Source organism: Aquimarina longa SW024 (assembly GCF_001401755.1).
Taxonomy (GTDB): domain Bacteria; phylum Bacteroidota; class Bacteroidia; order Flavobacteriales; family Flavobacteriaceae; genus Aquimarina; species Aquimarina longa.
Window position 1 is genome coordinate 119,896 of the sequence record NZ_AVQK01000015.1, and the last position, 14,207, is coordinate 134,102.

A 14,207-nucleotide genomic window follows, 5' to 3' on the forward strand; every position below is an offset into this window, starting at 1 on the left:
CTGTCGTTTATATAGTTATTGATTGATTTATAGGAACTTGTATGTTTTCTGTCTCCACAAAACCTTTTAAAATGATTGGCAAACCATACTGACCTGTAGTGAGATAATTAGCTGCTAAACTGCTTAATCCTCCTATGGATTTTAAAGCAAGTAAAACTACTGTGGTATCAATAGTAAAGGATAGGGGTAAGATGCTATTTTGATTGGGTTTTAATACAAATGGTTGCGCTAATGGGGTTGTTTGTTCTGCCAGTAGTTTACCGTCTTGTGTATAGGCATTTACTTTAATTTGTGCTATCGTAAATGTAGAACTGCTAAAGTTACCAAGTGATACTATGATGTTGCTTACAGGAGTTAAGGAGAGGTTTAGCAGTTGAAATTTTTGTACTCCTATTTTTAAACGCTTGGCATGGCGTATCTTTTCGTAGATACGCCAACCTTGCGTACTGGCAATGAAAATAAATATAAATAGGGAAACAAGTAGTATTTTTTTCATAGGGTTAAGATGCCACTATGTGGGAATATGGTTTCCGAAAAAAAAGCCTAACATTACTAAAAGTCGGGATAAAGAGGATTAAAGAGGTTTCTAACTGATATGTGAAAAATAGAATAAGAAAACAATGATACTGAATATTGAAATCTAGTGATATGTAGCGTGTTTTTTACTCGATATTGACCAATATTAGTATAAAAAGAGCTTATGTACGCCTATATTTTGACTACTTACAGTCAATAGTTTCACAAAACTATTACAAGAAAAAAAGAAAATAAAAAGTTTGAAAACTTAAAAACTACAGACTACAGCGACTACATTTTGAAAAAAAGATGAATTTGCGACTACAAAAACTACAAAGAAACTACACCAAAGCAATACTGCTGGTTATTATAAATACTTATATATTAATATATTATATATTTATAATAGAGATTAAAGATACTGTAGTCGTTGTAGTCGGTAATATTCTTAAAAAATGGTTTTTTATTAAAATTCAAAAAATGTAGTCGCAAAAAAAACCGATAGCGTAAACTATCGGTTAAAGAGAAATAATTAAGTTTTATAATTTCATAGATCCTGTAGGGGGGTATCTATTCTTTACATCTTGTTGAAAAGAACGTTTTAGTTCTCGTTGTATTCCTCCGTCTTGTTCTTCTAAGAGATATTTAACGGCGTATACCTTTCTGGGGCTTTTTCCTTGTACTCGTTTTGGAAAAGGTCTACCATGTAGTTTTTCTAATGCTTGTAACAATCTCCTATTATTAAACCGTAATCCAGAATGTGCATTTAAGTGGGCTTGTATTTCTGATGCCATTAAAAAATTTGCTTTAGGGTCTGATTCTTTGCATATTTCAAACATCTTAGATAACCATTCTTCCTCCATACTAGCACTTCTAAAGTATTCATTCATTTTATTGAGTGTCGTAATTTCGGAATCAGAAAACCAATAAGAATGATTGTTTTTAAAAAGATGTAATGCCTGTGCCCACACTTTTTGCATTGGTATTTTATGTTTGTAATTTACAGTATCAGTTGCAAATACTAAATATCTTCTATTTTGATTATCTGTTAAAAACTCTGCGGTATCTACAGATCCCATAAAAGAACACACCCTAGCTCGTGTTTTAGATATTTTAGCCCATGCCTTACGGTTTGATACAAAAGGAACTGTAATAATTGATTTAAGGCTATTAAAATCCTTTTTAAAGATACTTTGTAGCTGATCGTCTATATTCACAAACCATTTTTCCGCGAGAAGATTAATTGTGTTTTTGTCAGTCATTGAGGGAGTGATATGACCAGAAGACAAATAATCTCTCATTTCTTTAGGACATAATTTATTTAGCCACGTTGTTTTCCCTTTTGTTTGTTTCTTTAGTATTTTTTTTAGGCTCATACTCGCCCCCAATTTCTCTATATTCTAGTGCCATTCTTTAAAACATTACTGTTTTTTGTTTTTTTTAATAACTCACTTATTTCTTTTCTTGATTTCTCAAATAGGATATTTTCAAGCACTTCTTTTTGTTCTACAGGCAATTCTTTTATAAGGTCTTTAAAGCTGTCTGCATATAAAAAATGATTGTCTTTATAGAGTTGTTCCGCCCAGTCTATTAGTGTATTTTTAGGCAAGGCTAGAAAACGTGGAAAGTCTAAAATTCCATACATAATGCAAATTGCTTCAAACTGTACGATACGATTTTCGAGTCTTTCCCTATAGGTACTATTAGCTATTCGCGTTTTTATAAGCTCTGACTTTGAAGTCTCTAACTCTTTTTGCGTATGATTGTAATAGCAGATAAGGGATTTAAGGATCTGATTTTGTTTTTTAATAAATCGTTTACTTACGCTTCCCTTATCTGTTAGATACTGCAAATCATTCTGCATTTGATGAATTGCCTTTTCAAAATTTATAGAAGTATCCTTATCTGATTTAGACACAAATCAAGTTGTAATGTTCTGGTATTCCTAAAACAGATACAATTGTTTCTATTTGCTTAGGAGTATAACATTGGAGTTGCTACCTTTATTCGGACAGATATTTAAGACAGTTTATGTTTAAATAAATATCTTAGAAAAATGAAGAAACGATTTTACAGTAAAGAATTTAAATCAGAAGCTGTTCGGTTAAGCTATCAGCGAGAAAACATAAAAGAATTAGCCGATGAATTAGGAGTTAAAGTTGATAGGATTTATCGTTGGCGTAAGCTAGATAGTGAAGATGGAGTTTCTAAAAAAGCTTCTAAACCACCTTCTTCTCAAATAGATAACCAAGAAGTGAAGGAGTTACGTAAAGCTCTTAAAGATGCTCAATTAGAACTAGAAATCTTAAAAAAGGCCGTTCACATTTTCTCCAAGAGCGATGGAAAATCTATCAATTCATAGTTTCATATAAACATATGTATTCCATTGAGAGAATGTGTAAAGTACTAAAAGTTAGTAGAAGTAGTTATTATAGATGGTATAGTAATGGCCCTTGTAATAGGGTTTTAGAAGACCAGAAATTAACTTTGGAAATAAAAAATATCTTCTATGATAGTAGACAAACTTATGGGAGTCCTAGAATTAAACAAGAACTTCTTAGAAGAGGGTATAAGGTATCCAGAAGTAGGATCTCCCGATTAATGAAATCTAACGGGTTAAGAAGTAAATTAAAAAAGAAATATAAGATTACTACAGATTCAAATCATTGTTTTCCCATATTCAAAAATCATTTGGATAGGGAGTTTAACCCCAAGAGATTAAATCAGGTTTGGGTCTCTGATATTACTTACATTAAAACCAATAAAGGATGGTTATATTTAACAACATTAATTGATCTTTATGACCGTCAGGTGATAGGTTGGTCATTGAGTACTTCTTTGTTTACTGATCAAACCATAGTACCCGCTTGGAAAATGGCAACTTCTAAAAGAAAAATAGAGGCGCCTTTACTTTTTCACTCTGATAGAGGGGTTCAATACGCAAGTAAAGAGTTTAGAAAAGTTGTTACTACTAATAAGTTGATTACCCAATCCATGAGTAGAAAAGCTAATTGTTGGGATAATGCAGTAGCAGAATCTTTCTTTAAAACATTAAAAGCAGAACTTGTTTACCATCATAGTTTCAAAACAATACAAGAAGCTAAAACAGCTGTATTTGATTACATAGAGGTCTGGTATAATAGGAAAAGATTACATTCTTCTTTGGGATACAAAACTCCAATAGAAGTTGAAATAGAATTTTATAAACTTAAAAATGTAGCATAGGTCTTAGAAAAATTGTCCGAATTTATCTTGCAAGTCCAAATCGAGAGCGATACACTCCTATGGCTTTTTTATGGGGTTCTAGCCATTTATTTAACGTTTTATCGTTAACACTATAAGCTTGTGCAACGATTTTTTTGGATGAGGATTTGAAATGTTTTTTATCTGAGTATACATTGGTTTTCATATTTTCTTTTTTAAATGTCATTAAATTTTACTTTTTTCTAAAAATTCCATGATACTTTTACGAGAATAAACAATAGTCCTACCATGTTGAGCTGCTGTAATATGTTTTTCTTTGACTAAGCGGTTTAGTTTTCCTGTACTTTTGATGCATAGAAGTTGCTTTGCTTTTGCCCCGTTTACCCATTCTATTTTGGGTTCTTCTTTGATAGGTTGTACTTTTTTTACTACTCTAGTCGTTAGCTCATCAATTAACCTGTAAAACGCTTCAGTTTCGAAAGCGATAAATTTACCTTTCATAATTTTTTCCTTCTTACTTAATTAAAAATTAGATGTATACACTTTGCAAAGTGGGATTTATAAAAATCCTTGATGTAAATTTTGGCTAAATATCTTAGAAAATCAATACCTTTTCTATTGGCACAGCAGTTTTGTTCTTTAATACACTCTAATGAACTTTAAAGGCAAGTTAATTTTTTGTTAAAGTGTTTTAATAAACGCTAATGAACATTAAAAAAAGCGGCTTTTTTCCGATTTTTAATGCTTAAAAAATAAATTTTAAGCGTTAAAACGTCAGATCTAAGCATATAAAAGAAAAAATATGTAAAAAAGCTCAGGTAGGATAAAGCTTTTGTTGGGGTGTACACTTATTTGCCTTTTAAGTACTAAAAATCAACCAAAAGTTAAAATATACAAGTATAAAACGACTAAAAGTATGTAATGTTGCAACTTGTCAAAAAAAAATATCTTTTTTTTAACATTGAATATAATATAAATGAATGTTTATATTTTAATTCCTTAATTAGTTTAAATAAGTATTTAACTCTAATTGTTTAATCTATGTTTATTCTAAAAAACAATAAATAGATATTAAACAACTGATTATTAGTTAATTACAGATACTTAGGTTAGAAATAATTAGATCTCACAGGTCTTAAAACCTGTGAGGTCTAATAACATCATTTACTAAATCCACTTATTGAGGTACTGATTTTACTATAGTTTTCTCTATGAAATCTTTGCAGTACTCCTTGATTTGGTTTCTAGTTTTTGTAAATGCAGCATGAATTTCTTCTTCTGTTCCTTCTACTTTAGAAGGATCAAAGAAATTATAGTGTAAACGTTCTGCTTTTCCTGGAAAGAAAGGACATCTTTCTTTAGCATTATCACAGACAGTAATAATATAATCAAAAGATATATCTAAATATTCATCCAGATTATTAGAAGTATGTTCTGAGATATCAATCTCCTCTTCTTTCATTATTGCTATTGCTCTAGGGTTTACTCCATGAGTCTCTACGCCTGCACTATAGATAGTTGCATTTTTTTTTGCAAAAAATTTTAAATAGCCTTCTGCCATTTGGCTTCGGCAAGAATTACCTGTACATAGTACTAAAACATTCATAATGTGGTTTTTGTGGTTATATTATTTTTTTACTTCTTCGTTCTAAAATGGTGTTATCATACCATTTATTATGTAATTTGGCTACCTTCTCTCTATAGCCTATTTCTCTAAATCCTAAGCTTTTATGCAATATAATACTAGTATTGTTGTTACTAAATACCGAAGCTTGCAAGGTCCAAATCCCCGTTTGCTCACTCTCTTTAATCAATTGAGATAGGAGTAATTTCCCAACACCTCTGCCTCTATATTTTTTTGAAACATAAATGCTTACTTCTCCGACCCCTTTATACACTTTTCGTTTTGATATAGGGGATAGTGCTGCCCAACCTAGTATTTTTTCCTTAACGATTGCTTTAATTCTACATGATTTTATATGAGAATTATCCCATTGTTTCCAGCTAGGCACTTCAGTTTCAAAAGTAGCTATTCCTGTATCAATTCCTTCTTGATAAATAGTAGAAATCATTGACCAATCTTCTTTTGTAAAGTGCGCTATTTGGATCTCATTATTCATTAGCAACAACCACTACCAGGAGCACAAGAAGATACTTCTGCGGTATCTGTTTCAGAAATTCCACAAGCCTCTTTAGCTTTACAATCAGTAGGGTTTACAGTCAGTTTTAGAATCAATTGCGAGTCTTTGATTTCATAATCCAAAACATGCAAATGTGCCGTATGAAATGTTGTATTTCCATATTCTATTTTCACTGTAGCTTCCATCTCATAAGTTTTTATCGTGCCAACTTTTCTCAGAATTCCTAAGGCTTTATAGGCACTCATATAATTAGGCTTACCTAATTCACTAGGGCTTTCCCAAAGTTGAATAATAGTTTCTTTCCAAGAATCTGTTCCAGCACCGCAATCTACAGAATCTACAGTCATATGTTTTACTTCGGTAATATGGTAATTAGTTCCTACTAACATCCCAGGAGCGTACTCGAATAGTAATGATTTATCTTGGTGTTCTGCTAGTAATGTTATAAAATCTGATGTATTCATGAGTTGTAGTATTAAATAGGTTTAACAACAATTTGTTTTAGTAGTATTAAAAAATGAGTTTAGACTTTTTTGTAACATATTCCATCGATCAACATCTATACAATAACATATGCTTTTACCTTCAATTTCTCCTTTAAGTAACCCTATGCTTTTTAACTCTTTAAGATGCTGCGATATTGTCGCCTGTGCTAACCCTATTTCTTCAACTAAGTCATTGCATATACATGTATTTTGTTTGCTGATATATTGAAGAATAGCAATACGCGCTGGATGCCCCAATATTTTGAAGAATTGAGCTAGCTCATTTTGATGATGATCAAATATTTCTGTTTTAGTAATACCCATAATTCATATTATAATATTGCAATATTACGATAATAAACTAAAATAAAAAAGCTAGAATTAAAAACTCTAGCTTTTATATTATTTAGAACCAAGGTTTTTTACCTACTTGATATGTTTGATAAAACTCTTCATCTGATTTAGTCAGATAAATAATCCCTTCTATTAGACCAATAAAAGAACCGATACCACAAGTTACAATAGTTACTATTATTTGAATTATACCTTCCTTAGTATATCCTAAAATAAACTTATGAACTCCAAAACCACCTAATAGTATTCCTAGAATACCAGCTAGCATTTTTTTGTTCTCTGTAGAATTAACAATTCCTGTAGCTTCGTTAGCAAAATCATTAACAGAATCTGCTGCTGCTTCTGCTCCTTTTTTTATATCGTCTCCTAAGTTGTTGTTTTCTTCACTCATAATTGTCTATAATGGTTTATTAATTTTGAGAAAAATACAAAAAAAAACAATTAAAAATCAGAAGTCTTGTAAGAATGTTTTTTATCTCTTCAATTTTTCGCTAGGTGAATTAATTATAATTCTCAATGCTTTATAAATTATATTCTATGTTACTAACTAATAACACCTTCATAAATTGGGATTCAAAATTTTTGGATAATTCTGTAGAATTTTAAGGAATATCTCTCCTTAAAGAATATTAATTTTTTCCTGTACAAAGAAGGTACAAAGGAAATGATCAATAAAATTATAACCCAAAAACTGATACTCTCTTCTGAATAAAGATGCATTTGTCTACATACTAAAAAGCTTTATCTACAGGCTCCCAAAGTTCGATTTTATTACCTTCAGGATCTATAATCCAACCAAATTTTCCATATTCATATTCTTCTACCTTATCAAGTACAGTAACCCCTTCAGTTTTGAGTACCTCTAGTAAATCGATTAGGTTTTCTACTCTAAAGTTCATCATAAATTCTTTCTTGCTAGGAGCAAAATAAGTGGTGTCATCCTTAAAAGGACTCCATTGCGTAGAACAATTATTACCTTCTTTATCTTTCCACCAAAATGTACATCCATAATCATCAGTATTTAGTCCTAGATGATCTCTATACCAGTCTTTTGTTTTTTTGGGATCTGCGGTTTTAAAAAATATCCCTCCAATACCTGTTACTCGTTTCATAGTTATAATAATTTTTAGCAAGAATATTCTTACTTCTTTTTTATATTAGACTCATAGATATCAATCCATTCTTGTGGAGTCATTTTAGCAGCTAATTCTCCGATAAGTTTCATAGGGATTTGATCTATTTTTTTAAACCGGATACAGCTTTTACCCATATCCAATTTTGTTTTTATATAATTAGGGTATTCTTCTACAAACCATTTCATTAAATCAGCATTAGCATAGATGCCGCTGTGATATACTGCAATAAAATTCTTTTGTGAAGCAATATTCATAAAAGGCAGAGGTAGCTTAGGATCACAGTGATACCCATCAGGATATATATTGTGTGGGACGACATATCCTATCATACCATAGTTTATTTCTTCAGAAAACCCCTGTGGTAAATTCTCTTTTATTACCTTTCTAAGCGTATTCATCACTGCTTGTCTTTCTTTGGGGATCGCCTCTATATATTCGTCAGGTGTTTTCGCTTTATATTGCATAACTATAATCTTTAATCAGAATTTTTAGATGAGTACCTCTTACTTCTGATTTATAAAGTTACTAAAAATGAAAATTATAAAATCTAGCTATTAAATTCTAATGCAATCAATAGCTAAATGATATTACTTAGTAAGTGTATCCATCTCTTGTTGAAGATTTTTCTTTGCCTGTTGTTCATACCTACGATAAAAATAATCAGTTTTAAAGATAGTAGGCATCTGTATAAAATGATGAAGCACTTTTACTCTTCCTTTATTGTACATAAAATTAGGGTAGTACTTATACTCTTTTCTTACGTTTGCAAAATAGATCGTATACTGCCCCCAATCGCTTCCTAATATAGAGAGGTCTGCATCAGTAAAATAATTCACATCATTGTTTTTAGAAATATGATGTCCCTTAGTAGCTAGTATCATATCTGAACAAGATGTGATACGGTTTTTATCTATTGATAATGAACTCAACACTTCGATGGCTTTTTTTGCGCTTTGTTCTTCATTATTTTGCTGAAGTACATTGTAGACATAATCATGATAGAACAGCGCAAATAGTATCATATCCCAATCTTTAATGTTATTTTTTACATTGAGTAAACATCGATATAAATGCTCTAAATGAGCAAGATTATGATAATATCTAGCCTTTGTATTATGTGCATTTTCAATAGCGTTCCATAAGGACTCAATATGTGTAGCATCATCACAATAGTTATGAGCTAATGGTATAAAAATATCTCTTAGCAAAATTCGGATTTAATTTTATCCACTATAGTCTGCGCTAATTTTTCTTTGGATTCTACAGTCCATCCTGCTACATGAGGGCTTAGAAGCACATTATCCATTTTCAGTAACCTTGCTAATGCATCTGGGATTTCTTGTTTAGAAGTAAATAAGTTTTCAAAAGATGATTTTTCATATTCTAAAACATCTAAACCTGCTCCCAGAATCTTTTTATTATCTATCGCTTCTACTACATCTGCGGTTACTACACTTTTTCCTCGCGCTGTATTGATTAGCCAAAATGGTCGTTTAAACTTATTAATAAATTCTGTATTAATCATACCTATAGTATCCTTGGTTTCTGGGGTATGAAGACACAATATGTCTGTTTTTTCAAACAGCTCATTGAGTTCTACTTGAGTAGCATCACTATTTTCTACATCTTCTTTGATATCATAACAGATAACTTCTACTGCAAAACCGCGTAATTTTTTTGCAAAAGCTCTTCCCATATTACCGTATCCAATAATACCTACTGTTTTTCCATCCAATTCGATACCTCTATGTGCTTCTCTAAGCCATTGCCCATTTCTAATACTTTGGTTTCCATTATTTAATTTATTAAATAACGAGAGTATCATCCCTAATGCATGTTCACCTACGGCATTACGATTCCCTTCAGGGGCATTATAAAGTTTAATTCCTAATTGTTTTGCATATTCTATATCGATATTTTCTAATCCTGCACCTACTCTACCAATAAATTTTAAGCTTTTAGCTTTATCCAAAAAAGGTTTATCAATTGCAAATCGACTTCGAATAATGATGCCATCATAATTTTCGATTCTATCTTCAATTTCAGATTTATCAACAGTATACGCTTCATCATTCTGAAAACCTATCTCTTTAAGCTCATTAATAAGTAATGGATGATTAGTGTCTAAGTGAAGTATCTTCATGTATCGTTTTTAATCTTCAAAATTAAGTAATAAAAATCATATCCCATATTTTTGATAAATATCAGGTTAGATTTTAAGAGTATTTAACATCAATCCCTGTATAAAACAACACTTATTATTAACTTCCTTTAGACTTTTCCATAGTCCTTTAATTAGTTGTTATCTTCTGTTTTGAAAAGTAATGCTCAAGAAATAATGTATAGTTCTCTAATTCTTGATTAGCATTCGCATTTTTTTCTATATCATGAAATTGTAATGATGCAATACGTTGTAATCCTAGATATTTATTCATTCCATGAAACCCAGACATTGGACCATTATCTACACTTATCTCATTAAAAAATTCATTAGGAAGTATAAAAGCACCTTTTGGGGCATTCCAACTTGTGGTTAATATATATTTTTTGCCGGTTAGGAGTCCGCCAGTTCCATAATTGATTTCAGGATTTTTAGCAGTACGTCCATCACTTTCCCACATTCCGTTTTTGTAGCCTGCCGTTAATACTTCATCTAAGTATTTTTTAAAATTAAAAGGAATAGAAAACCACCAGATAGGAGTATGATAGATAACAATATCCGACCAGATAAATTTTAAAACTTCATCCTCGATATGATATCCATTATCTATTTCGGTAGTTTTAATGGTATACATATCAGAAGTATTAAAAAAAGATGTTGAAATCTTAAACAGAGATTTGTTAAAGGTTCCTTTAGAACCTGCAAAAGTATGCCACCCATTGATGATAAGAATATTTTTCATAATACTATTTTTTAAATTTTAATACAAATATATTTTAAAGAGAACTATAATATAAATAGTATATACTATACTTTTGTATTATAATTATAATAGCATGATACATCTAGAATGGTACCGAACTTTTAAAACAGTATATGAATTAGGGAATTTAACTAAAGCCTCAGAAGAGCTTTTTTCTTCACAACCTGGGGTAAGTTTACATATCAGTTCATTAGAATCTTATATTGGATACAAGCTTTTTGAAAGAACATCTCGAAAAATGATTCCAACAGAGCGGGCAATTATCTTATATGATTATATCATTGATGCTATAAAGAGGTTAGAAAAAGCAGAACAACATTTTAAAAAGACTGGAATAAAAGATAGAATAACAGTAAGTATTGGAATGTGCTCTGAGGTTTTTCAGACTTTTTTTGAACCCCATATCGGAGAGTTTGATTTTGATATCATTGCGCATTTTGGGGAATACCCTCAGCTACTAAAAGAACTAAATGAAGGGATTTTGGATATCGTTATTACGCCAGAAAAAATAGAGAACCCTTATCTAGAGTACACTTCTTTTTTTAAACAAAAAATCTTATTAGTTGCAGGAAGTAAAACTGATACAAAAAACATCGAATCATTAATTGATACTAAAAACTGGAAAGAATTAGAAGAAGAGCTTAAAACTCAAATATGGTACAGTTCCTCTAATGTAATGGGGTTTTTAAAACGGTTCTGGGCACATAATTTTAATAAAAAACGCTACAACAAACCTAATTACTTAGTGCCTAATATGATTTCAATTCTTAGATGTATATCTCATAAAAATGGACTAGCATTGATTCCTAGTTTTTTATGTAAAAATCAATTAGCAACAGGAGGTATTAAAATTCTTTGGGAAGGAAATAAAGAGGTAGAGGATATATTTTATTATGCTATAAAAAAACAAACAAAATTAGCAACAGAGGTGTTACAAATTAAAACTATGTTAGCAAAAGAGATTAATCGAATCAATTAATAATACTTGCGTTAAGGATTGCAGCGACATCCTTTTTTTATAAGCACTCCTTTGATGGAGTTCATATAGAAAAAGATATAGCGAAAAGCCTGACCTGTAAGGAAACGTCATAGATATGACTATTATACTATAGGATCTGCTCCGATCAGTAAGACTGCGGGCATTTGTATATCGCTATAGGTTACAAGTTCCTGAATTGTTCCTAGAGTACCTGTTAAGGTTGCTTGATCTTCTCTTGATACTCTAGAGGCAATAGTAACTGGTATGGTGTCATCTTTACAAACCTCTAGCAGTTTAGGGATAATTCTGTGTAGGCTTTTAAGTCCCATGTATATAGAGATAGTATTACCAGCTTTTAGCATATGCGCGATCCCAGTAAGTTGCTCAAAAGAATAATCTGCCGTATGTGCAGTACATATCAGCATCGCATTAGATTTATTTCTCTCCGTAATCGGAATATTAAAAATATTAGCTGCTGCTAGTGCTGCAGAAATACCTGGTATTACCTGAAAAGGAATTTCTTTTTCTGTAAGATACCGTGCTTCTTCTGCCGCTCTACCATAGATATATGGATCTCCAGACTTTAGCCGTACTACTTTTTTACCTTGTAGGTGATAGCTTGCTAGCAATTCATTAATTTTTTGTTGGCGTTCTATCTGATCCGAGGTGTCTCCAAACTTACGTCCTACATAGATTTTTTCTCCGTTACTTATTGCTAATATAGCGTCTGAGACGAGGTTATCGTGCAGAACCACGTCTGCATTCTTAATAAGACGTGATGCTTTAACGGTTAATAATTCTGGATCTCCAGGACCAGCACCTACAATTGCTACAGGGTACATTCTTAAATCAATTTTAAAGGATCGGGGTGAATATACGAATATCCTAAAAGTGTTTTGCTCTTAGCATTAGATATAATCTTATATGCTATTTTTTCTTGTGAAATAAAACTTGGTGGAGTAAGCCCTATATTTTTAGCTGCAAGGGTATAATATTCTTTTCGTATCGGATGTTGATCCGCACAACCATTAATAACCTCTCCCCACACTTCTTTTTCTATAACTGCATTGATCAACCCAATACAATCGTCTCTATGAATGACATTAATAGGGGCATCTCCATTGCGGACTTCTTTCTTATTGGCAAGAAATCTCCCCGGCAAGCGATCATCTCCAATAAGCCCTGATAATCTAATGATGGTTACACGATCTCCTAATTGCTCTTGCAGTAACTGCTCTACTGCTGCAACAGCTTTTCCTGATTCTTTTTCGGGAGTAATTTCTAATGTCTCATTCACCTCATCATTTGTATTCTGGTATACTGAGGTAGAACTGATAAAGATTACTTTTTGGGTTTTAGGAATATACGGAAGTATAGATTGTAGTTGTTCTTGGTAGATATCTATTATATTAGGAATCCTCTTTGGTGGAAAATTGATAACCATAATTTCACTATCGGATACAAAATCTATATATGTTTCTTTTGTAGCAGTGCCAAGCGTAAAAAGGCTAGGAATAATCCCTTCTGCTTTTAAACGCTCTAACTTACCCTCTGTAGTTGTAGATCCTTTTATGGTATCTCCTTTACCAATACGGTCAATAGCCAATGGCAATCCTAACCATCCGCATCCTAATATGCTTATGTTCTTAGACTTCTTCACTAATTCTAATATGATCTGGTGACATATTTAGGTATATGCTTAGAATATGATTCCAGGTAGTTCTATCATCTTCTTTTATCCAAAATGTAACCAAGTGTTTTCCTTTTTTATTTTTTAGTCGTATTGCTTTGGTAAAGGTACTTATTTTTTTTAGCCAAATCACCTCTGCAACACTTACTTTGCGATCTATTATCTCTTCTGAGATATTTTTAGGCATCCCAGCAATAGCAAGTCTTAGCTGTACTTCTTTTCCTTTAATCTCTACCTCATAAGGGTCTGTATACAGCACCTGATGAGAAGATTTTAACTCAATAATCTCGGTATCATATTGCTGTACTGCGATAGGCTTAGGTTCTGTACATAAGTATTGAAATAACGGATAGAGGTGTTGATCCGAAGCAAATGACCTAGCGACTAATGCTTCTCCTAGTTCTGGATCTATTTTATTTTTAAAAACAATAGGTGCTATTGTTCTCTCATTATCAGTTAGCAACACCGACCATCCTTCTTTATATAATAAGTGTTCTTCTACAGGCTGATTTTTTTCCATATGAGATTTCATAATAGCTGTAGCTTTTTCTGGGGTTACATTTTTATACCAGAAGTTACCAGGTTGTACGATCCATGTTGGGGCATCCTCACACCTGCCATTACATCTAGTTTTTATCGTATGAGTAGTATCCCATAATCCATTATTACGCAGGTATGCTCTAGCCTCTCGGATAGCAATTTCACTTTTTGCTTTTTGGCAAGATCCTCCATCACAGAATTGAAAAGTAGTAGTTACATTACTGATATTTTTTCCCAT

Annotated in this window: 21 protein-coding genes; 3 read left to right on the forward strand and 18 right to left on the reverse strand. The window is 31.7% G+C overall.

The features are described from left to right. Window positions 1-7: 7 nt before the first annotated feature. The 3 genes from N456_RS03075 to N456_RS03085 form a co-directional block, all read right to left on the reverse strand. Window positions 8-496 (reverse strand): hypothetical protein, encoded by a 489-nt coding sequence (locus N456_RS03075; RefSeq protein ID WP_062053785.1) that lies wholly within the window; start codon window positions 494-496, stop codon window positions 8-10. A gap of 559 nt (window positions 497-1,055) precedes the next feature. Continuing rightward, window positions 1,056-1,892: a VapE domain-containing protein gene (locus N456_RS03080; protein ID WP_148639162.1), complete on the reverse strand. Its 837-nt coding sequence runs from the start codon at window positions 1,890-1,892 to the stop codon at window positions 1,056-1,058. A 17-nt stretch (window positions 1,893-1,909) separates the two neighbouring features. Further along, window positions 1,910-2,434 carry a hypothetical protein gene (locus N456_RS03085; protein ID WP_062053789.1) on the reverse strand — a complete coding sequence of 175 codons (525 nt, stop codon included), beginning with the start codon at window positions 2,432-2,434 and terminating at the stop codon, window positions 1,910-1,912. A 138-nt stretch (window positions 2,435-2,572) separates the two neighbouring features. On the opposite strand from N456_RS03085, the gene N456_RS03090 reads away from it, so the two are divergent. Continuing rightward, window positions 2,573-2,878, forward strand: a complete 306-nt coding sequence (locus N456_RS03090) for a transposase (protein ID WP_033566529.1) — start codon at window positions 2,573-2,575, stop codon at window positions 2,876-2,878. Continuing rightward, window positions 2,875-3,741: an IS3 family transposase gene (locus N456_RS03095; RefSeq protein WP_240315472.1), complete on the forward strand. Its 867-nt coding sequence runs from the start codon at window positions 2,875-2,877 to the stop codon at window positions 3,739-3,741. The genes N456_RS03090 and N456_RS03095 overlap by 4 nt, the downstream gene beginning before the upstream one ends. Window positions 3,742-3,763: 22 nt before the next feature. Here N456_RS03095 and N456_RS24200 read toward each other — a convergent pair whose 3' ends face one another. The 12 genes from N456_RS24200 to N456_RS03155 form a co-directional block, all read right to left on the reverse strand. Further along, window positions 3,764-3,925: a hypothetical protein gene (locus N456_RS24200; RefSeq protein ID WP_158447808.1), complete on the reverse strand. Its 162-nt coding sequence runs from the start codon at window positions 3,923-3,925 to the stop codon at window positions 3,764-3,766. A 20-nt stretch (window positions 3,926-3,945) separates the two neighbouring features. Continuing rightward, a complete protein-coding gene (locus N456_RS03105) occupies window positions 3,946-4,221 on the reverse strand; it encodes a MerR family transcriptional regulator (protein WP_062053795.1) in 276 nt (91 codons plus the stop codon). 676 nt (window positions 4,222-4,897) lie between these two features. Then, window positions 4,898-5,326 (reverse strand): arsenate reductase ArsC, encoded by a 429-nt coding sequence (locus tag N456_RS03110; RefSeq protein ID WP_062053797.1) that lies wholly within the window; start codon window positions 5,324-5,326, stop codon window positions 4,898-4,900. Window positions 5,327-5,342: 16 nt separating this feature from the next. Further along, window positions 5,343-5,840: a GNAT family N-acetyltransferase gene (locus N456_RS03115; RefSeq protein WP_062053799.1), complete on the reverse strand. Its 498-nt coding sequence runs from the start codon at window positions 5,838-5,840 to the stop codon at window positions 5,343-5,345. After that, complete coding sequence (locus N456_RS03120) at window positions 5,840-6,325, reverse strand: DUF6428 family protein (RefSeq protein ID WP_062053801.1); 486 nt, start codon at window positions 6,323-6,325, stop codon at window positions 5,840-5,842. The genes N456_RS03115 and N456_RS03120 overlap by 1 nt, the downstream gene beginning before the upstream one ends. A 21-nt stretch (window positions 6,326-6,346) precedes the next feature. After that, on the reverse strand, window positions 6,347-6,670 hold the full coding sequence (locus N456_RS03125; protein ID WP_062053803.1) for an ArsR/SmtB family transcription factor: 324 nt from the start codon (window positions 6,668-6,670) through the stop codon (window positions 6,347-6,349). Window positions 6,671-6,752: 82 nt separating this feature from the next. After that, window positions 6,753-7,091: a TM2 domain-containing protein gene (locus N456_RS03130; protein ID WP_062053805.1), complete on the reverse strand. Its 339-nt coding sequence runs from the start codon at window positions 7,089-7,091 to the stop codon at window positions 6,753-6,755. A 340-nt stretch (window positions 7,092-7,431) separates the two neighbouring features. Continuing rightward, window positions 7,432-7,812 (reverse strand): VOC family protein, encoded by a 381-nt coding sequence (locus N456_RS03135; protein ID WP_062053807.1) that lies wholly within the window; start codon window positions 7,810-7,812, stop codon window positions 7,432-7,434. Window positions 7,813-7,841: 29 nt separating this feature from the next. Beyond that, complete coding sequence (locus tag N456_RS03140; RefSeq protein ID WP_062053809.1) at window positions 7,842-8,300, reverse strand: DUF1801 domain-containing protein; 459 nt, start codon at window positions 8,298-8,300, stop codon at window positions 7,842-7,844. Between the two features lie 123 nt (window positions 8,301-8,423). After that, window positions 8,424-9,044: an HD domain-containing protein gene (locus tag N456_RS03145; RefSeq protein WP_062053811.1), complete on the reverse strand. Its 621-nt coding sequence runs from the start codon at window positions 9,042-9,044 to the stop codon at window positions 8,424-8,426. Further along, window positions 9,038-9,979, reverse strand: coding sequence for a 2-hydroxyacid dehydrogenase (locus tag N456_RS03150; protein WP_062053813.1), 942 nt, complete (start codon window positions 9,977-9,979; stop codon window positions 9,038-9,040). Before N456_RS03150 ends, N456_RS03145 begins: the two co-directional genes overlap by 7 nt. A 148-nt stretch (window positions 9,980-10,127) precedes the next feature. After that, window positions 10,128-10,739, reverse strand: a complete 612-nt coding sequence (locus N456_RS03155; RefSeq protein WP_062053815.1) for an NAD(P)H-dependent oxidoreductase — start codon at window positions 10,737-10,739, stop codon at window positions 10,128-10,130. Between the two features lie 94 nt (window positions 10,740-10,833). On the opposite strand from N456_RS03155, the gene N456_RS03160 reads away from it, so the two are divergent. After that, entirely contained in the window at window positions 10,834-11,739 is a 906-nt protein-coding gene (locus tag N456_RS03160; protein WP_062053817.1) for a LysR family transcriptional regulator, read from the forward strand. Window positions 11,740-11,861: 122 nt separating this feature from the next. Here N456_RS03160 and cobA read toward each other — a convergent pair whose 3' ends face one another. The 3 genes from cobA to N456_RS03175 are packed head-to-tail and all read right to left on the reverse strand — an operon-like array spanning window position 11,862 to window position 14,207. Next, the gene (gene cobA / locus N456_RS03165) at window positions 11,862-12,581 is read right to left on the reverse strand and encodes a uroporphyrinogen-III C-methyltransferase (RefSeq protein WP_062053819.1); all 720 of its coding nucleotides are present in this window, start codon (window positions 12,579-12,581) and stop codon (window positions 11,862-11,864) included. Window positions 12,582-12,583: 2 nt separating this feature from the next. Continuing rightward, entirely contained in the window at window positions 12,584-13,399 is an 816-nt protein-coding gene (locus tag N456_RS03170) for a Rossmann-fold NAD(P)-binding domain-containing protein (RefSeq protein ID WP_062053821.1), read from the reverse strand. Then, window positions 13,386-14,207, reverse strand: a complete 822-nt coding sequence (locus tag N456_RS03175) for a (2Fe-2S) ferredoxin domain-containing protein (protein WP_062053823.1) — start codon at window positions 14,205-14,207, stop codon at window positions 13,386-13,388. The genes N456_RS03170 and N456_RS03175 overlap by 14 nt, the downstream gene beginning before the upstream one ends.